At 58.7% G+C, this 17,843-nt stretch carries 19 protein-coding genes; 2 read left to right on the top strand and 17 right to left on the bottom strand.

The window, feature by feature from the left end; genetic code table 11:
• The first annotated feature begins 22 nt into the window (after positions 1–22).
• Both ACR0IV_RS21480 and ACR0IV_RS21475 read left to right on the top strand, forming a co-directional pair.
• On the top strand, positions 23–676 hold the full coding sequence (locus ACR0IV_RS21480; protein ID WP_480734439.1) for a ferredoxin: 654 nt from the start codon (positions 23–25) through the stop codon (positions 674–676).
• Positions 673–1,170 carry a SixA phosphatase family protein gene (locus ACR0IV_RS21475; protein ID WP_480661039.1) on the top strand — a complete coding sequence of 166 codons (498 nt, stop codon included), beginning with the start codon at positions 673–675 and terminating at the stop codon, positions 1,168–1,170. Before ACR0IV_RS21480 ends, ACR0IV_RS21475 begins: the two co-directional genes overlap by 4 nt.
• A 46-nt stretch (positions 1,171–1,216) precedes the next feature.
• Here ACR0IV_RS21475 and ACR0IV_RS21470 read toward each other — a convergent pair whose 3' ends face one another.
• The 17 genes from ACR0IV_RS21470 to rplO all read right to left on the bottom strand — a co-directional run bounded on the left by ACR0IV_RS21470 (position 1,217) and on the right by rplO (position 17,712).
• A complete protein-coding gene (locus tag ACR0IV_RS21470; protein WP_269149813.1) occupies positions 1,217–2,008 on the bottom strand; it encodes an amino acid ABC transporter ATP-binding protein in 792 nt (263 codons plus the stop codon).
• 12 nt (positions 2,009–2,020) lie between these two features.
• Positions 2,021–3,319 carry an amino acid ABC transporter permease gene (locus ACR0IV_RS21465; protein WP_480471848.1) on the bottom strand — a complete coding sequence of 433 codons (1,299 nt, stop codon included), beginning with the start codon at positions 3,317–3,319 and terminating at the stop codon, positions 2,021–2,023.
• A gap of 3 nt (positions 3,320–3,322) precedes the next feature.
• Positions 3,323–4,555, bottom strand: coding sequence for an amino acid ABC transporter permease (locus tag ACR0IV_RS21460; RefSeq protein ID WP_480471847.1), 1,233 nt, complete (start codon positions 4,553–4,555; stop codon positions 3,323–3,325).
• Between the two features lie 125 nt (positions 4,556–4,680).
• Positions 4,681–5,697: an amino acid ABC transporter substrate-binding protein gene (locus ACR0IV_RS21455; protein ID WP_480471846.1), complete on the bottom strand. Its 1,017-nt coding sequence runs from the start codon at positions 5,695–5,697 to the stop codon at positions 4,681–4,683.
• 206 nt (positions 5,698–5,903) lie between these two features.
• Entirely contained in the window at positions 5,904–6,611 is a 708-nt protein-coding gene (locus ACR0IV_RS21450) for an ATP12 family chaperone protein (RefSeq protein WP_480661043.1), read from the bottom strand.
• A gap of 1 nt (position 6,612) precedes the next feature.
• Complete coding sequence (locus ACR0IV_RS21445; protein ID WP_480471844.1) at positions 6,613–7,287, bottom strand: HAD-IA family hydrolase; 675 nt, start codon at positions 7,285–7,287, stop codon at positions 6,613–6,615.
• The gene (locus tag ACR0IV_RS21440; RefSeq protein WP_480661045.1) at positions 7,284–8,327 is read right to left on the bottom strand and encodes an RluA family pseudouridine synthase; all 1,044 of its coding nucleotides are present in this window, start codon (positions 8,325–8,327) and stop codon (positions 7,284–7,286) included. Before ACR0IV_RS21440 ends, ACR0IV_RS21445 begins: the two co-directional genes overlap by 4 nt.
• 112 nt (positions 8,328–8,439) lie before the next feature.
• Positions 8,440–9,750, bottom strand: coding sequence for a replication-associated recombination protein A (locus ACR0IV_RS21435; RefSeq protein WP_480661047.1), 1,311 nt, complete (start codon positions 9,748–9,750; stop codon positions 8,440–8,442).
• A gap of 3 nt (positions 9,751–9,753) precedes the next feature.
• Complete coding sequence (locus tag ACR0IV_RS21430; protein WP_480661049.1) at positions 9,754–11,139, bottom strand: trypsin-like peptidase domain-containing protein; 1,386 nt, start codon at positions 11,137–11,139, stop codon at positions 9,754–9,756.
• A 79-nt stretch (positions 11,140–11,218) separates the two neighbouring features.
• Entirely contained in the window at positions 11,219–12,274 is a 1,056-nt protein-coding gene (locus tag ACR0IV_RS21425) for a TauD/TfdA family dioxygenase (protein ID WP_480471840.1), read from the bottom strand.
• Between the two features lie 158 nt (positions 12,275–12,432).
• The gene (rplQ, locus tag ACR0IV_RS21420) at positions 12,433–12,855 is read right to left on the bottom strand and encodes a 50S ribosomal protein L17 (RefSeq protein ID WP_170613748.1); all 423 of its coding nucleotides are present in this window, start codon (positions 12,853–12,855) and stop codon (positions 12,433–12,435) included.
• Positions 12,856–13,018: 163 nt separating this feature from the next.
• Positions 13,019–14,035: a DNA-directed RNA polymerase subunit alpha gene (locus ACR0IV_RS21415; protein ID WP_010437127.1), complete on the bottom strand. Its 1,017-nt coding sequence runs from the start codon at positions 14,033–14,035 to the stop codon at positions 13,019–13,021.
• 114 nt (positions 14,036–14,149) lie between these two features.
• Positions 14,150–14,539: a 30S ribosomal protein S11 gene (rpsK, locus tag ACR0IV_RS21410; RefSeq protein WP_008757289.1), complete on the bottom strand. Its 390-nt coding sequence runs from the start codon at positions 14,537–14,539 to the stop codon at positions 14,150–14,152.
• 15 nt (positions 14,540–14,554) lie between these two features.
• Positions 14,555–14,923 carry a 30S ribosomal protein S13 gene (gene rpsM, locus ACR0IV_RS21405; RefSeq protein WP_008757392.1) on the bottom strand — a complete coding sequence of 123 codons (369 nt, stop codon included), beginning with the start codon at positions 14,921–14,923 and terminating at the stop codon, positions 14,555–14,557.
• Positions 14,924–15,123: 200 nt separating this feature from the next.
• Positions 15,124–15,768, bottom strand: a complete 645-nt coding sequence (locus ACR0IV_RS21400; protein ID WP_170424551.1) for an adenylate kinase — start codon at positions 15,766–15,768, stop codon at positions 15,124–15,126.
• On the bottom strand, positions 15,765–17,129 hold the full coding sequence (secY, locus tag ACR0IV_RS21395) for a preprotein translocase subunit SecY (RefSeq protein ID WP_480661051.1): 1,365 nt from the start codon (positions 17,127–17,129) through the stop codon (positions 15,765–15,767). Before secY ends, ACR0IV_RS21400 begins: the two co-directional genes overlap by 4 nt.
• A gap of 109 nt (positions 17,130–17,238) precedes the next feature.
• Complete coding sequence (gene rplO / locus ACR0IV_RS21390) at positions 17,239–17,712, bottom strand: 50S ribosomal protein L15 (protein ID WP_170592313.1); 474 nt, start codon at positions 17,710–17,712, stop codon at positions 17,239–17,241.
• Positions 17,713–17,843 lie beyond the last annotated feature (131 nt).

Here is a 17,843-nt window from a genome sequence, read left to right as displayed (position 1 = left end):
CAAATCAGACACCTCTTCAGATATCTGCCCAGAATTCACGCGCGTCGCGCAAGCTGCTGAGGCTGCAGGCCTCATCATCATGGGCGCTTTGCACCCCCGCGTGACTGAAACCAAACAGCTGGAGACCGGCACACTGATATTGCTGGGGACTGCCGGCGCCTTCTGGCCAGTACTGAAAGCCGCCCCTGAGTGGCAACACACAGATCCGGTGGATCGGTGGTCAACCCGCGTTGTTGGCCAGATGGCGCAGGAACTTGGCGCTGAAGCTCACTTCCCATTCGGCGGCCCGCCTTATGCGCCTTTCATCGACTGGGCGCTCAAATCCGGTCGCACCTTCAGCAGCCCGGTCGGAGCGCTGGTGCACGATACAGTCGGGATGCTGATCTCGTACCGAGGGGCACTACACTTCCCAGAAGAATTTGCGATCCCTGAAGTTATTTCCGCCTCGCCCTGTACCACTTGCCCCGCGCCCTGCACCACAACGTGCCCGGTTGGCGCGCTCAATCCTCATAGTTTCTATAATGTTACGGCCTGCCATGATCATCTGAACACAGACGAAGGGCAGACCTGCATGACCGGAGGATGCCTTGCACGACTGGCTTGCCCGCTCAGCGCGGGCGCAAAGCGCGATCCGGAACAGTCTGCACACCATATGAGGGCATTTCATCCCTCATGACCCGCAAACTGATCCTAACACGCCATGCCAAATCGAGTTGGGACGACCCGTTCCTGAACGATCATGATCGCCCGCTGAATAACCGCGGACGCAAATCAGCGGCAGCAATTGGCGGATGGCTTCGCAAGAATGGCTGGTTGCCGGATGAGGTGATCAGTTCGAGTTCTGCGCGTACGCACGAAACCTGGGACAGGATGGGGCTTGAGGCCGCCAGTGTGGAGTTCACCCAAGGCCTCTACCATGCGGGGTCAGATAATATGCTCTCCGTTTTGAACGGAGCCCGAGGACGAACGGTTCTGATGATCGGGCACAACCCCGGTATCGGGGATTTTGCTAAAAGGATTGTACGGCAAGCGCCGGATCATCTCAGATTTTACGACTACCCGACTTGTGCGACGACCGTGATCCGGTTTGAAGCTCAGAGCTGGCCGAACGTGACTTGGCACAGTGGCGCAGTAGAAAGATTTGTCATTCCGCACGAGTTGATGGAATGAAAAAAGGCGGGGTCAAAACCCCGCCTTTTCAATCGCTTCGCTTGGATCAGTGTCCCAGAATCTGGCTGAGGAACAGCTTGGTCCGCTCGCTTTGCGGGTTGTTGAAGAACTCTTCGGGTTCGTTCTGTTCCACGATCTGACCGGCATCCATAAAGATCACGCGGTTGGCGACCTGACGGGCAAAGCCCATCTCGTGGGTCACACAGAGCATGGTCATGCCTTCTTCGGCCAGTTCGATCATGGTGTCGAGCACCTCTTTGATCATCTCCGGGTCCAGCGCCGATGTCGGTTCATCAAACAACATTATCCGCGGCATCATGCAGAGCGAGCGCGCGATCGCCACACGTTGCTGCTGACCACCCGAAAGCTGGCCGGGATATTTCAGCGCCTGATCCGGAATCTTCACCTTTTCAAGAAAATGCATCGCGCGCTCTTCGGCCTCTTTCTTGGGCGTCTTGCGCACCCAGATCGGGGCCAGCGTGCAGTTTTCCAGAATGGTCAGATGCGGGAACAGGTTGAAGTGCTGGAACACCATGCCAACCTCGGACCGGATTTTGTCGATGTTCTTGAGGTCATTCGACAGCTCGGTCCCATCGACGACGATCGTACCCTGCTGGTGTTCTTCCAGCGCGTTCAGGCAGCGGATCAGGGTGGATTTGCCCGACCCTGACGGCCCAGCGATAACAATCCGCTCGCCCTGATTGACGGTCAGATTGATGTCGCGCAGCACGTGGAAGGACCCGTACCACTTGTTCATGCCGTTGATTTCGATGGCGACCTCGTCGCTCACCTGCATCTTGGAGCGGTCGATTTCGCGTTCTACTGCAAGTTCAGACATGTGTTGAACTCCTTAACGATGATCCGTGGCAAGGCGACGCTCGAGCCACTGGGAATATTGAGAGATGCCGTAACAGACGACGAAGAACAGAAGCGCGGCAAAGCCCAGAAGCTCCCAATAGACGCCGTTCCATTCGGTCGACGCCAGGATGGGACCCCGGATCATGCCCACCAGATCGAACATCGAAATGACCGAAACCAGTGTGGTGTCCTTGAACAGGCCCACGGCCACGTTCACGATCCCGGGGATCGAGATCTTCAGAGCCTGCGGCAGAATGATCAGCCGCATCGCCTGCGGGTAATCCAGACCCAGACTGTCTGCTGCCTCGTACTGTCCGCGCGGAAGCGCTGCCAGACCGCCGCGGATCACCTCGGCGATATAGGCGGCTGAGAACATGGTGATCATGATCACAACGCGCAGGAACAGGTCGACCGTGCTGTCAGGCGGGAAGAAATACGACAACATCACCGAAGCCACGAACAGCAGCGTGATCAGAGGCACGCCACGGATGAATTCGATGAAGATAACGCAGACCCACTTGATCAGCGGCATGTTCGACTGACGGCCCAGCGCAAGTGCAATCCCCAACGGGACAGACAACGAAACGCAGGCCAAGCCCAGCATCATGTTGAGCATGAAGCCCCCCAGATCGCGGCTGGGAACAGCTGAAAGCCATGCCCCCTCGGACGCATCTTCTGGGATCAACGCACCGCCAAGCTTCCAGACAACCAAAGCAACGATAATGGCCCCGAAGAATCCAGCGGCAAAGCTGTTCTTCCCGAGCTTCTGAAAGACCGCACCCGCCGCAACGCAGCCAAGTAGGGCCACGAAGGGTACCAAGATCGTGCCACCCCAAATCAGCCAGAAAGCGATAAAGGGATAGAGGGCTGTAAAGATCAGTAGCTTGCGCGGAAGGTCAAAGAACAGGACCGGCGCAACAGCTGCAAGCATCAGTACAAAGGCCAGATTAGGCCGCCAATACGCATCGTCAGGATACTTGAACCCGTAGATAAGCTGAGGCCAGCGTTCGGTCAGAACCGCGAAGCACGCGCCTGTTTTACCAGCAAGGATCTCGCGGCATTCCGCCAGCGAGTTCGCGTTCCAGACACCGTTCATAATCCATGGCAACGTATTCTTCAGAAGCACATAGATCAGCATCAGCGACAGAACCGTCAGGATCGTGTTGGACACGCCCGAGAAGAGGTTCTCGCGCAGCCATTTTACGATACCCGTCTGGTTCGCCGGCGGAGGCGACGGAGGGATGGTGCCTTCGGCCACAAAGGCGATCGGGTTTGTTGTTTGATCAGCCATGGCTCAGCGCTCCTTCAACTTGACGGATGCGTTGTAGATGTTCATCGCCATCGAGATCAGCAGCGAGGCTGTCAGGTAGAACAGCATCAACAGCAGAACACACTCGATCGCACGCCCGGTCTGGTTCAGCGTGATACCGCCAAGAGTCGCAGTGATATCCGCGTAACCCACGGCAATCGCCAGAGAGGAGTTCTTGGTGATGTTCAGATATTGCGAAATCAGAGGCGGGATGATTACCCGCAGCGCCTGCGGCAGGATCACAAGGTTCATGATCCGACCCGGGCGCAGACCCAAAGCGGCCGCGGCCTCGGTCTGACCTTTGCTGATCGCCTGAATACCCGCGCGCACGTTTTCCGCGATAAACGCACCGGTGTAGATCGAAAGCGCAAACCACAAGGCAATCAGCGGCCCACCGATCTTGATGCCACCGCTGAAGTTGAAACCTTTCAGCGCGGGCACATCCCAGGTCAGACCCATGATCACCATCAGGATGGCCAACGGAACCAGCCAGACGGCCAGCTTCACCATGCCGGTCTTGGGGCGATCACCAGTCTGTTCTTGTTTCAGGGTCGCGCGTTTTTCGATTTCACGCGTTGCAAACCATGAGCCGACCAACACGGCAATGACCAGAAGCCAGTTCAGAATGTTAACGCTGAACAAGCCATTCGCGAATTCGGGTCGCGGAATATAGACCCCACGATTGGTAAAGGCGAACAGATCGAACAACATGCTGGAGGTCGGGTTGTCACCACGGAACGCCCTGGGCCCCGGCAGCACAGCCGTCATGATGGTGAAGATAATGATGATCCAGATCAGGACCGGAATGTTCCGGAATATCTCGACATAGACCGCCATCAGCTTTGAGACGAGCCAGTTGTTCGACAGACGCAACACGCCCGCGATCACACCGAAAACAGTGGCGGTGATACAGGCCAGGAATGCAACCAGCAGAGTGTTGAGGATACCGACAACAGCGGCGCGTCCATGCGAGGACTGGCTGTCATATTCGATCAGGCGCTGGTTGATGTCGTACCCCGAAGGGTCGCCCAGAAATGAGTAGGAAATATTGAGCCCTGCGGCCCGGAGGTTCTGGATCAGGTTGTTGCCAAGATACCAGATGGAAAGCGCAATAACGACGGCCGCGATCACCTGAAAGGTAAGAGAGCGATAGCGGGTATCGTTTATGAGCATCGACAACCGAAAATCAGCTTTCGGTGGGTCAGTCATAGTCGACATATTTTGGGATCCCCGTGGCTTGCGGACTCTTCTTTATCGGCAGGGTTTTCCCTGCTCATTAGCTGTCCGCAGCATTTTGATGAGAAGAGGGCGCAGGTTGCCCCGCGCCCTCTCCTTCGAATGTCTTAGCGGAACGGCGGCGAGTACAGCAGGCCGCCGTCGGTCCACTGTGCGTTCAGGCCGCGTGCCAGACCGATCGGGGTTTCTTCACCGATGTTCTTGGCAAAGACTTCGCCGTAGTTACCACCGGCTTTGATTGCCTTGGCCGCCCAGTCGGCGTCCAGACCCAGCATCTCGCCCAGGGTGCCTTCGGTACCCAGCAGACGGTTCACTTCGGGGTTGTCGGTGCCGGCTTTCATCTCATCGATATTGGCCGAGGTCACGCCCAGCTCTTCAGCCGAGACCAGCGCGTTCAGGGTCCAACGGACAACGTCGCCCCACTCGTGATCGCCGTGACGGACCAGCGGGCCCAGCGGCTCTTTCGAGATGATTTCGGGCAGAAGGACGTGATCACCGGGGTTTTCGAACGTGGCGCGGGTTGCGGCCAGGCCCGATGCGTCGGTGGTGTAGACGTCACATGCGCCAGCCAGGTACTGCTGCTGCGCTTCAGCGTTGGTTTCGATCGGAACCGGCTCATAGCTGATGTTGTTCGAGCGGAAGAAATCCGCCAGGTTCAGCTCGGTGGTGGTGCCGGTCTGGATGCAGACGGTTGCGCCGTCCAGTTCCTTGGCCGAGCTCACGCCCAGTGCCTTGGGAACCATGAAGCCCTGACCGTCATAGTAGTTCACACCAACGAATTCGAACTTCAGGTCGACGTCGCGGCTGAAGGTCCAGGTGGTGTTACGGGCCAGCATATCGATCTCGCCCGAAGCCAGAGCGGTAAAGCGGGTCTTACCGGTGGTCGGAACGAATTCAACAGCGTTTGCATCGCCCAGAACAGCAGCGGCAACGGCACGGCACAGCGAGACGTCAAAACCCTGCCATTCGCCATTTGCGTCGGGTGCAGCGAAGCCGACCAGACCGGTGGTCACACCGCAGTTCAGCTTGCCGCGTGCTTTGACATCGTCAACGGTCCCTGCCGCAGCTGCGCCAGCGGCCAGGCCGGCAATAGTCGCCACGCCCAAGATTACGGATTTTTTCATTTTTACCTCTTCCTGATTTTCCATCCCTTTCAGGGACGGTTCGATCCGGCGCAGGCGCGCCAGAAAGGTTACCCAAAAGGTGTCTCCCCTTTAGTGGCCCAAGTTTGGGCGTATTCATCAACAAACGTCAAGGGCCGGATCAGCGAAATCGATAGGTCGATGTTGCAGAAATTGCGCTCAAAAAGGCTATTTTTGCCAATCAAGTCTCAGGAAGAGAGATCAAAGAAGCGTTTTGCGTGCAAAAAGGCGGCCTCTTTGATCCGGGCGGCGGCGTCCGCTTCCTCGTCATGCCCCCACTGTTCGATCTGCCACAGTTCATCAAGCCTCGAAATGCGCCATATCTCGTCCGGTTTGCGCCAATTCTGAGCGGCGGCAAAACCAAGAATCAACGAACCTGACAGGCTCACGAGATCGTGAAGCGCAGCCAACTGGAACGGATTGAGACCGTGAACCCGCGCGCGCAGTGCCTCCAAAGCAGCGGTATTCTGCGGTTGATGCACCACACCGGCCAGTGGAACCAGCCGCACCCCCAGCGCCTCAGCCGCCCAGTCAAGCGCTGGATCCCATGCCTCGGCCTGCCGCGTCTGGAGCGTTTCGGGATGGGTTGCGCGATAGCACAGCAAGTCCGAATCGCCGTAATCCGCAAGCATGTCGGCAACTTCGGCATGCTGATGACGTACCTTATCAATGGCCGCGTTGGCCGAGCGGGTGAATGGCATCGTGCTCGGATCGACCTCGTTTTCCTGCGCATCCCATTCGGCGGCAACGGCCTCAGCCATTGCGCGGGTGGGCAGCACCAGAGCTGCCTTGGCGGGTGTTTTTACCCGGCGGCCATCCAACTCGACCGTATGGCCATCTTCGGCCTCCACGACCGTGCTTGAAGTCCAGAAGCGTTTGGGTTTCCAGTCGCTCATCTTAAATGCCCCAGATTCTGGCCAGTGCGTCTGGCAATTGCTCAAAACTGTCGATCACGGTGTGCGCGGCGCGCAACGCGGATTGATCGTGATAACCCCAACTGACCCCGATACCCGCGATCTGCGCGACTGCGGCCATCTCCATATCGAAGCTGGTATCGCCAATCATCGCCGCCTGTTGTTGCGCGACGCCGGTTTCCACAAGAGCAGTTTCAATCATCGAAGGGTGCGGCTTTGAAGGGTGATGGTCTGCCACCTGCCGCGTGACGAAATAGCGCTCAAGCCCGTGCGCCTCTAGCAACGCATCGAGACCGCGTTGGGATTTGCCAGTGGCAACACCCAGCAGGATTTCGTCACGCTCATGCAGTTCCTCGATCACCTCGCGGGCACCGGGATAGAGTGGTGAGCTGGCAGCACCCTGTTCCAAACGCTGCGCGTGATAGGCTTGCTTGTAGCCCTCGACCAATCGATCTTGCACATTCACCGACTGATCCGGTGCAAGGCGTGCCATAGCATGTGGCAGCGACAAACCTACAATGGACAGAATTGCCAACCGATCCGGAACAGGCAGCGAAAGCGCTTGAAAACTGGCGGTCATCGCCGAAACGATCGCCCCCTGACTGTCGACCAGCGTGCCATCCACATCGAACAGAACCAGCCGCAGAGGCGCGCTCATCGCAGTTCCTCGAACGGATCATCCGCCGCAAGGTCTTCTGTCCAGCCCAGCGTATCCCAGCTGTGCTTCATATGATCAGGCAGCGGCGCCGAAAGCGAGATGGGTTTGCGCGTCATCGGATGTTCAAAGGACAGGCTGCGGGCGTGAAGATGCAGCTTTTTGCTGATGATGCCACCCAACTGCGCGCCCCAGCCATCGCCCAGGTTCTCCTGCCCCGAGCCGCCATATTTACCATCGCCGATGATCGGATGTCCGATGGCCGCCATATGCGCGCGCAACTGATGGGTACGGCCTGTGACCGGCTCCATCGCCACCCAGGCCGCGCGCCCTGCCACACGATAAAGCGTTGCATAGAGCGTATGCGCACGCTTTGCGCCGGGCGTATCGTTCACTTCGCTCGGATGCACGGCGATCATCTTCTCGCTTTCACCCTGCTTGCCATGGCCGGGGGCCTTGACCAGCCCGGTCTTGATCTCGCCCAGATAAGGCGTCGGCACGCCGGCCACCAACGCCCAATAGATCTTGCGCGTGTTGCGATGCCGGAACGCCGCCGTCAGCCCCTTGGCGGCCTCACGCGTGCGGGCCATCAGCAGAACTCCGGACGTGTCCTTGTCCAGCCGGTGCACAAGGCGCGGGTCCTCATCATAGCCAAAGCGCAGCGCCTCGGACAGACTATCGACGTGGCGGGTTTGACCACTTCCACCCTGCACCGGCAGGCCATGCGGCTTGTTGAGCGCCAGAACGTGGTCGTCCTTGTAGATCACGCAGGACTGGATCATCTTCACATCCGCATCCGAGATGCTGCGCCGCACCTCGGCCGGCTTATGATCGGCATCCGGCAGCGGTGGCACACGCACCGACTGCCCAACCTCAAGCCGGGTCGAGGCCTTGACGCGCCCGCCATCAACCCGCAGCTCGCCCCTGCGGCACATCTTCTCGATCCGGCCCTGACTGACATGCGGGAACAGGCGGCGCAGCCAACGATCCAACCGCTGGTCGCCATCGCCCTCTGCGACTGTGATCATCTGCACGCCACTCATGCCATTGCCCCTTGCCCCGCGCGGTCGATCCGCCCGGAATTTACCCGTTTCAGTGTCTTAGAAAACATGCGCGTCTGTCGCGCGCCTCGCGCGAAGAGTCAAGCCGAGCCTATCACGTGTTCCGCTGCGCCCGTAGCTTCGCGAAATAATCCAACCGCTTTTTCAACTCACGCTCGAACCCGCGTTCGACTGGCTGATAGAGCGCGGGTCGTTCCATACCGTCGGGGAAATAGTTCTGCCCCGAAAACCCGTCTTCGGCATCATGATCATAGGCATAGCCTGCGCCATAGCCCTGATCCTTCATCAACGACGTCGGCGCGTTCAGGATATGTTTGGGCGGTGGCTCGCTGCCCGATTGCTTGGCCAGATTCATCGCCGCCTTATAACCCACATAGGTTCCGTTCGATTTTGGGGCCAGGGCCAGATAGACCAGCGCCTGTGCCAGTGCCAGTTCACCCTCGGGACTGCCAAGCCGTTCGTAGGTCTCCCACGATTGCAGGCAGATCGCCTGTGCCTGCGGGTCAGCCAGCCCGATATCTTCGACGGCCATACGGGTGATCCGACGCGCCAGATAGCGTGGGTCTTCGCCCCCGGTCAGCATCCGCGCGAACCAGTACAGCGCCGCGTCCGGGTCCGAACCGCGCACCGATTTGTGCAGGGCCGAGATCAGGTTGTAATGCTCATCCCCCGACTTGTCATATTTCGCCGCGCGCCGCATCAGCCTTGTCGACAGTGCGTCGGGGTCCAAAGGCGCATCGACCGTCCAGGCCGCCACCTGCTCGATCAGGTTCAACAGCGCCCGACCGTCGCCATCCGCCATCTCCTGCAATGCCTCGCGCGCCTGTCCGGTCAGAGGCAAGGCGCGGCCCAGCTCTTTCTCAGCGCGTTGGGTCAGCCGTTCGAGATCGGCAAGGCTGAGCCGCTCCAGCACCAGCACTTGCGCCCGGCTAAGCACAGCGGCGTTCAACTCGAACGAGGGGTTCTCGGTCGTGGCACCCACCAGCAGGATGGTGCCGTCTTCCATATGCGGCAGAAACCCGTCCTGTTGTGCCTTGTTGAACCGGTGGATCTCGTCGACGAACAGCAGCGTACCCTGCCCGTTCTGACGCCGGATTTTCGCGGCCTCAAAGACTTTCTTCAGATCAGGCACGCCGGTGAAGATGGCACTGATCTGAACAAAATGCAGATCCGTCTCTTGCGCCAGCAAACGCGCGATGGTGGTTTTACCAACCCCTGGCGGGCCCCAGAATATCAGGCTGGAAAGACTGCCCGAAGCCAGCATGACCCCCAACGGGGCATCCGGGCCCAGGACCTGTTCCTGCCCGATCACCTCGGCCAACGCATGCGGGCGCAACCGATCGGCCAGCGGACGGTGCGGAGACGCGGCAGGTTCAGAAGAACCGGTATCAAACAGATCCGCCAAGTTTTACAACCGGAACCGCAGGGACACGGTGCGCCCGTCCCGCTGCAGCTCGAACTGCAGACGGCGGCCCGGATTGGTGAGCGCTTCGATCACATCATCGGGGGCGGCGATATCGGTGTCGTTGATACGGCTCAGCACATCTCCGACCCGCAGGCCCGAGCGTCCGCCATAGCGACCGGCATCGACAACCACAACACCGTCCACAGACAAGGGCAGCCGCAACCGCGTAATCACTGCGGGATTGATGCGCGATACGGTCAGACCCGGCATCACCGTACGGTCGGTCAGAGTCGTTTCGTCCGCGGCAGGCGTATCCGGCGCCTTGACCAGCTCCACGCTGACGTCATCTCTCTGATCGCCGCGCAGACGGGTCAGCACGGACGTCCCGCCGACCCCTGCCACAGACATGCGGAATTTCATTTCGGCGGGTGAGTTCACTTCATCCCCGTCCACATGTGTCACCACATCACCCACGCGCAACCCGGCCTCGCCCAGCGGGCTTAGCGGATGAATATCAGAAACCACCACGCCCATGGGGAATGTCAGACCCAGCGACTCGGCAATATCTGCGCTCATGTGCTGGCCGGAAATCCCGGCCCAGGGGCTGATGAAACTGTCATTACCGCCCTGCGCTTGCCGCAAAAACTCGGCCACCAGATTTGCCGGGATCGCAAAGCCGATCCCGTTTGATCCGCCTGAACGGGTCAGGATTGAAGTATTGATGCCGATCAAATCCCCATTCACATCGATGAGGGCGCCCCCGGAATTACCCGGGTTGATCGCCGCATCCGTCTGAATGAAATATCCCCGCGCATTACCCGTCGCCGTCCCGGTGCGCGCCAGCCCCGAGATGATGCCTGACGACACTGTCTGCCCAACTCCAAAAGGGTTGCCGATGGCCAGGGCAAGCTCGCCCACTTCAACATGATCAGAGTCGCGCAGCTTCAGAAATGGCAAGTCCTGCGCTTCTTCCAGCCTCAGGATCGCAATATCGCTTTCCTTGTCGCCCAGCACGACCTCTGCCGAGTATTCGCGCCGATCCGTCGTCACCACCCGGATTTCAGTGGCGGTCCCGACGACATGGTAGTTCGAGACCACATAACCGTCTTCAGACAGGACCACCCCCGATCCCAATGAATTCTGCACACGCTGCTGCGGCTGGTTGAAACCCCGGCCAAAGAAATCCTGAAAGAACGGGTCAGAAAACAACGGATTGACCCGCCCCTCTCTGACGATCTTGGCGTAAATATTAACCACAGCGGGCGATGCTTGCTTCACAACCGGCGCAAACCCCAATGAGATTTCCGCCTGCGATGTCGGCACGCGTGTCTCAGCGGACGCGACCGACGCGCTGATCATGACAAAAGCCAGAAGGGACGCACGAACCATCTTTACCTCTACCTGCAAGACTGCGTTGGATATGCGTCTATGCAGGCGATAATGCAAGCATACCCTGACAGGTGTCGTCTCAGTCCAACGGCGCGTGTAGCTGGGTTCCTTTGGTTATGATCCCACCCCGATTTCCAACCTCAATCGTGCCGTAGCGTTGCGTGAACACTTCGGGCAGTTCCCGGTCGCCTTCGGGCGACAGCCAGAGGCGGAACAAGTGGCGGCGCTGAGTGGGATCGGGCCAGTCCGTAAACCCTGTGCGATCATGTAGCTGAGAGTGGTTATAAACAAATTGCATATCGCCGGGCTGCAACCGCATGGTCAGATGCATCTCGGGGTCATTGGCAAGGGCATCAAATGTATCCAAGGCCGCAACGTGATCATCGCTCAACCGCATTGCTTCCGGAAAGCGCTGCGCGCTGTCGATATACTGTCTCTGATAAAACACCGTCAGCTTGCCATTATGCCATGTGAAGGGCGGGATGGTCATGAACGGCTCCATCCCTTCAGGGACTTCTCCGCGCCGATCGGTTGCGACAGGATCGAACAAGCATTCCAGCAGGTTGGGGCATTCAGCCCGCATCCGGTTATAGATCGCTTCTGCACTCACCAGCAGCGAGTCACCACCTTCTTTGGCATCACGCAGGCATAACAGGCCAACGATATCGGCGCTGTCAGTATGGAAGGTCTGGCGCTCATGGGTCTGGTAGATACGGGTATTAGGATCGTTTGCATCCGCGCCAATGTCGCGGACATGCCCGAGGATATGTCCCTGTGCATTCTGAGAACGGGCCGACCCCAGATGCGCCCCGACGCCACAGAAAATCGCGGCTGCCATTTCCTGCGTATAGGTCCCGGTTGGCAGACCGCGCAGGACTTCGAACCCAATGCCATTGATCAACTTGTCGCGCAGGTAAGCCAGATGTTGGTCGAAGTGCTTTAGTGGAAAATCAGCCTTCGTCATTTGGCCGATGTCACGCCCAAGAGACAGGTAGTGGTGTGCCGCCTGCTCAAGATCGGCAACATCATCCGGCGTCAGGTCCACAATCCAGTCTGCCTGACGCGCGCGCATCTCGGCCCCAGTCCAAACCGAAGGACCGGTTAATTGCGCGGGTATCTCGGAAAGCACTGTCATGATCCAACCTCCTCAGCTGTTTTTCAGAGTGGAACAAGGCAGGCTTGGTTTCATCACCAGAATTCGTCGAAAATAACCTGATTGCGACACCGGCTGATCGCAAAAGAAAAGCCCCCGCGTCTGAAACGCAGGGGCTCAAGTCAGAAAGAATGACTTTCTTATTCTTCGTCTGCTGCCTCTTCGGCGGCAACGCGGGCCTTGTCAGCCGCGCCTTTGGCGTCAACGTCACGATCAACGAATTCGATGATCGCCATCGGAGCCATGTCGCCATAGCGGAAGCCTGCTTTCAGGATGCGGACGTAACCGCCCTGACGCTCGGCGTAGCGGGGGCCCAGAACTTCGAACAGCTTGGCGACATCTTTGTCTTCTTTCAGCTGCGATGCAGCCTGACGGCGGGCGTGCAGGTCGCCACGCTTGCCCAGAGTGACCAGCTTTTCGATGATCGGGCGCAGTTCTTTTGCCTTGGGCAGAGTTGTTTTGATTTGCTCATGTTCGATGAGCGAGCCAGCCATGTTTGCAAACAGAGCTTTACGGTGCTCATGAGTACGGTTCAGGCGACGGTAACCACGTGCGTGACGCATTTTCTAATTCCTTCTTTCGCGTTTTGCTTTGTCTGGCCGGCGATGCGTGTCACCGGCTCTCCTTGGGGCAGGATTGCCCGGGTCTTTCGTGTTGTACGCCCCGCAATGGGCGGAGCGTCCGTGTTGTACAACCTTGCAGGCCGGGCTTCAGCCCGGCACTGACTTAAAAGGCGTCTTCGAACTTCTTCGCCAGATCTTCGATGTTGTCGGGCGGCCAGTCCTCGACATCCATGCCGAGGTGCAGACCCATGCCGGACAGCACTTCCTTGATCTCGTTCAGCGACTTGCGGCCGAAGTTCGGGGTGCGCAGCATCTCGGCTTCGGTCTTCTGGATCAGATCGCCGATGTAAACGATGTTGTCGTTCTTCAGGCAGTTTGCCGAACGGACCGACAGCTCCAGCTCGTCCACTTTCTTCAGCAGCAGCGGGTTGAACTCCAGACCATCGTCTTCGTCCTGACGGCCAGCCGATTCCGGCTCGTCGAAGTTGACGAAGATCGACAGCTGATCCTGCAGGATCCGAGCGGCAAAGGCCAGCGCGTCTTCCGGCGTGATCGAACCATCGGTGTCGATCTTGAGGGTCAGCTTGTCATAGTCCAGAACCTGACCTTCACGGGTCGGCTGAACGTCATAGGCAACCTTTTTGACCGGCGAATAGATCGCGTCGATCGGGATCAGGCCAATGGGTGCATCTTCGGGTTTGTTCTTCTCAGCCGAGACGTAACCTTTGCCGGTGTTGACGGTCAGTTCCATGAACAGGTCCGCGCCATCGTCCAGGTGGCAGATGACGTGATCGCGGTTCAGAACCTCGATGCCAGCGCTTTCGCTGATGTCGCCAGCGGTGACAACGGCGGGGCCTTTGGCATTGATCGACAGGCGCTTGGGCCCTTCGACTTCCATGCGCAGCGACACGCCTTTGAGGTTCAGGATGATGTCGGTGACGTCTTCACGAACGCCTGCAACCGAGGAGAACTCGTGCAGGACGTTGTCGATCTGAACGCTGGTGATGGCCGCACCTTGCAGCGAGCTCATCAGAACGCGACGCAGCGCGTTGCCCAGGGTCAGACCAAAGCCACGCTCAAGCGGCTCGGCAACCAGGGTTGCCTGACGTGCAGGGTCGTTGCCCGGCTTGCCGTCCAGCTGGGTCGGCTTGATCAATTCTGCCCAATTCTTGTGGATCATGTAATCCCTCCATTCCTGTCCGCGCCCCATGACCAACAAGGTGCAGACGCCCGAGGTTCAAAATGACGTGCTGGGGCCGTGCAAAAACACAGCCCCAGCCTAATTCAAAATCGCTTAGACGCGACGACGCTTCGGCGGACGGCAGCCGTTGTGAGCAATCGGTGTCACGTCGCGGATCGACGTGATGTTGAAGCCCACTGCAGCCAGCGCACGCAGAGCCGATTCACGACCCGAACCGGGGCCCTGAACTTCGACTTCCAGCGTCTTGACGCCATGTTCCTGCGCCTTCTTGCCTGCATCTTCTGCAGCCATCTGAGCGGCGTAGGGTGTCGATTTCCGCGATCCCTTGAAGCCCATGGTACCGGCAGACGACCACGAGATGGCGTTGCCCTGTACGTCCGAGATCAGGATCTTGGTGTTGTTGAAGGTAGAGTTCACATGGGCAACGCCCGATGCGATGTTCTTACGCTCTTTGCGCTTAACGCGAGTCTTGTCACGTGCCATCGGTCAGACCCTCCCTTATTTCTTCTTACCGGCAATGGCCTTTGCGGGGCCTTTGCGGGTACGAGCATTGGTGTGGGTACGCTGACCGCGAACCGGCAGGTTGCGGCGGTGACGCAGACCGCGGTAGCAGCCCAGGTCCATCAGGCGCTTGACGTTCATCTGAACTTCACGACGCAGGTCACCTTCGACGGTGAAGTTTGCATCGATGTGCTCGCGGATGGCCAGAACTTCGGCGTCGGACAGTTCGTTGACGCGACGGTGCGCTTCAATGCCTACGGCTTCGCAGATCGCTTTGGCCGAGGTGTTTCCGATACCGGTGATATATGTGAGGGCGATTGGTACCCGCTTTGCAGTCGGGATGTTTACGCCGGCAATACGTGCCACGTGTCACTTTCCTTTTTGTTGCGGTTCCGTAACTCCGGAACCTTTTTTCACAACACTTGACCGTGGCAGTGACGCCAGAGGGTCTAGTATTATTCGAGGTGGTCGGGGCAATTGGGACGAATCCCGCATGCGGTCTTGATTCCCTTTAGGGATGGGGGTCGATATGGGCTTTTGGCAGCGCCGTCAAGCCCATATTCATATCAGCCAAGAACCGCCTCAATCGACGCGGTGACTTCCTTGATATCCGCCAGCCCGTTCACCGGGCGCAGATCGCCTTTGGCGTAGTAGTAACCAATCAGCGGAGAGGTCTTTTTATAGTATTCCATCAAGCGCGTGCGCAGGCTGTCTTCGTTGTCGTCGGCGCGACGGACGAAGTCATTTTCCTTGCCGCAATTGGTACATTTGCCATCCGCAGGAATCGGCTTGGTGTTGTCGTTATAGACCTCACCACATCCGCCGCAGGTTGACCGCGCCGTGATCCGGTCCACCAGCGCGTCATCGTCCACGCGCATCTCGATCACCGTATGCAGCGACTGGCCCAGTTTGGTCAGCAGAGCCGACAGCGCGTCAGCCTGTGCCAGCGTGCGGGGGAAACCGTCAAAGATGAAACCGGCACCTTTTTCGGTGGTCAGTTTCTCTTCGATCAGGCCGATCACGATCTCATCGGTGACCAGCTTGCCCGCGTCCATGATCGCAGCAACCTTCTGGCCCATCTCCGTGCCCGAGGTTTTGGCCTCGCGCAGCATGTCTCCGGTGCTGAGCTGCACCATACCGCGGGTTTCAACCAGGTGACGCGCCTGCGTTCCTTTGCCTGCCCCCGGGGGGCCGAGAAGAATGATGTTCATCGACGAGCAGCTCCCTTTCTGCCGCGTTTCTTGCCTTTGCCGCGCAGCTGGGACTTTTCAATCAGCCCTTCGTATTGATGCGCCAGCAGGTGGCTCTGGACCTGTTGGATCGTGTCCATGGTCACAGAGACGATAATCAGAACCGAAGTGCCGCCGAAATAGAACGGAATGGCAAACTGACCCCGCAGGATTTCAGGCAGCAGACAGACAGCGGCCAGATAGGCCGAACCCAGCACCAGCACGCGGTTGACCACGTATTCCAGATACTCGGCGGTTCTCTTGCCCGGACGGATACCCGGTACAAAACCGTTCTGCTTTTTCAGGTTGTCCGCCACATCGTCCGGTTTGAACGACACGTTGAACGTGTAGAAATAGGCGAAGAAGACGATCATCGACGCGAAGAACAGCAGGTAGAGCGGCTGTCCGGGTCCGAAATTGGCCAGCAGCCACGACATGACCGGACCATTTGTGGCGCCAGACGAGAAGGTCGAGATCGTCACTGGCAGCAACAGCAGCGAGCTGGCAAAGATCGCCGGGATCACGCCCGCCGGGTTCACTTTAACCGGCAGGTGGCTGGAACCGCCTTCGTAGACTTTCATTCCGGCTTGACGGCGCGGGTATTGGATGTGGATCTTGCGCAGAGCCCGCTCCATGAACACCACAAAGGTGATCACGGCGATGACCATCACAATCACACCCACGATCACGGCGGGGCTGATCGCACCGCTGCGTCCGCTTGCAAAGAACTGCGCCAGCGCGGCCGGAACTTCGGCAATGATGCCGACGAAGATGATCAGAGAGATGCCGTTGCCGATGCCGCGCGCGGTGATCTGCTCACCCAGCCACATCAGGAACATGGTGCCACCAACCAGAGTGATCATAGTCGACATCCGGAAGAACATGCCCGGATCGGTCGCCAGATCGCCGGATTCCAGCGATACGGCCAGACCATAGGCTTGCACGGTGGCCAGCGCGACGGTACCGAAACGGGTGTATTGGTTGATCTTCTTGCGGCCCTGCTCGCCCTCTTTCTTGAGTTGCTCAAGCGCGGGAACCATGGATGTCAGCAGCTGCACGATGATCGAGGCCGAGATGTAAGGCATGATGCCGAGGGCAAAGATGCCCATCCGCCCCAGCGCCCCGCCGGTGAACATCGAAACCATGCCGCCGATGCCCTGCCCTGCCTGCTCCATGAACTCGCGCAGAGCCTGCCCGTCGATGCCCGGAACCGGAATGAAGGTGCCCAGACGATAGACGATCAGCAAGGCCAGCGTGAACAGGATGCGGTTGCGCAGATCGGTAGCTTTGCCCAAAGCAGCCCAGCTTGTGTTGGCTGCCATTTGTTCTGCTGCTGATACCATAAATCGGTCTCTCTTATGAAAACACCGCCCGGAACCGTTTTCCGGCTCGGGCGGCGTCTTGGAAAACTCTGAGGTCTATGTAAGCGGGTCTTGGCCCGCTCACAAGCGCTTACTCTGCCGCAGCAGCTTTTGTGACCGTCAGTGAACCGCCCGCTTTCTCAACTGCCTCAACAGCAGCTTTCGAAGCACCGGTGACTTCCAGGTTCACTTTCGCGCTGATCTCGCCTTTGGCCAGAACGCGGACACCGTCCAGCTTGCGACGAACCAGACCGGATGCAACCAGTGCGTCCTCGGTGATCGCAGCTTTGGCGTCCAGCTTGCCGGCGTCGACGAATTTCTGGATCAGGCCCAGGTTGATAACAGCGAATTCCTTGCGGTTCGGCTTGTTGAAGCCACGCTTGGGCAGGCGCTGATAGAGCGGCATCTGGCCGCCTTCGTAGCCATTGATGGCTACACCCGAACGGGATTTCTGGCCTTTGATACCACGGCCACCCATTTTACCTTTGCCGGAACCGGGACCGCGGCCAACGCGAGTGCGTTTCGGTGCGGCGCCAGGGTTGTCGCGCAATTCGTTCAGTTTCATATCGCTTCTCCTATGCCGGATGTGACCCCCGAAGCGTGATGGGCCAACCACGGCGTTTCTTGGTTTTGATTCTCGTGGCGCGATGCCACCGGAGCGCTCTACAGCGTCGCGCCTTCGGTTGCAAGGTTTGT

The sequence above is a fragment of the Ruegeria sp. C2 genome, assembly GCF_056537765.1.
Note: the sequence above shows the minus strand (reverse complement) of the source record. Positions and strands in the feature narration are given on the sequence as shown.

Excerpts from the sequence above, each read along its gene's own strand:
- ACR0IV_RS21400 (WP_170424551.1), bottom strand. The coding sequence starts at position 15,768 with ATGAACATCATTCTTCTCGGCCCCCCGGGGGCAGGCAAAGGAACGCAG.
- ACR0IV_RS21425 (WP_480471840.1), bottom strand. The coding sequence starts at position 12,274 with ATGACAGTGCTTTCCGAGATACCCGCGCAATTAACCGGTCCTTCGGTT.
- secY (WP_480661051.1), bottom strand. The coding sequence starts at position 17,129 with ATGGTATCAGCAGCAGAACAAATGGCAGCCAACACAAGCTGGGCTGCT.
- ACR0IV_RS21450 (WP_480661043.1), bottom strand. The coding sequence starts at position 6,611 with ATGAGCGACTGGAAACCCAAACGCTTCTGGACTTCAAGCACGGTCGTG.
- ACR0IV_RS21465 (WP_480471848.1), bottom strand. The coding sequence starts at position 3,319 with ATGGCTGATCAAACAACAAACCCGATCGCCTTTGTGGCCGAAGGCACC.
- ACR0IV_RS21470 (WP_269149813.1), bottom strand. The coding sequence starts at position 2,008 with ATGTCTGAACTTGCAGTAGAACGCGAAATCGACCGCTCCAAGATGCAG.
- ACR0IV_RS21445 (WP_480471844.1), bottom strand. The coding sequence starts at position 7,287 with ATGAGCGCGCCTCTGCGGCTGGTTCTGTTCGATGTGGATGGCACGCTG.
- rpsK (WP_008757289.1), bottom strand. The coding sequence starts at position 14,539 with ATGGCACGTGACAAGACTCGCGTTAAGCGCAAAGAGCGTAAGAACATC.
- ACR0IV_RS21440 (WP_480661045.1), bottom strand. The coding sequence starts at position 8,327 with ATGAGTGGCGTGCAGATGATCACAGTCGCAGAGGGCGATGGCGACCAG.
- ACR0IV_RS21460 (WP_480471847.1), bottom strand. The coding sequence starts at position 4,555 with ATGTCGACTATGACTGACCCACCGAAAGCTGATTTTCGGTTGTCGATG.
- rplQ (WP_170613748.1), bottom strand. The coding sequence starts at position 12,855 with ATGCGTCACGCACGTGGTTACCGTCGCCTGAACCGTACTCATGAGCAC.
- ACR0IV_RS21430 (WP_480661049.1), bottom strand. The coding sequence starts at position 11,139 with ATGGTTCGTGCGTCCCTTCTGGCTTTTGTCATGATCAGCGCGTCGGTC.
- ACR0IV_RS21415 (WP_010437127.1), bottom strand. The coding sequence starts at position 14,035 with ATGATCCACAAGAATTGGGCAGAATTGATCAAGCCGACCCAGCTGGAC.
- ACR0IV_RS21475 (WP_480661039.1), top strand. The coding sequence starts at position 673 with ATGACCCGCAAACTGATCCTAACACGCCATGCCAAATCGAGTTGGGAC.
- ACR0IV_RS21455 (WP_480471846.1), bottom strand. The coding sequence starts at position 5,697 with ATGAAAAAATCCGTAATCTTGGGCGTGGCGACTATTGCCGGCCTGGCC.
- rplO (WP_170592313.1), bottom strand. The coding sequence starts at position 17,712 with ATGAAACTGAACGAATTGCGCGACAACCCTGGCGCCGCACCGAAACGC.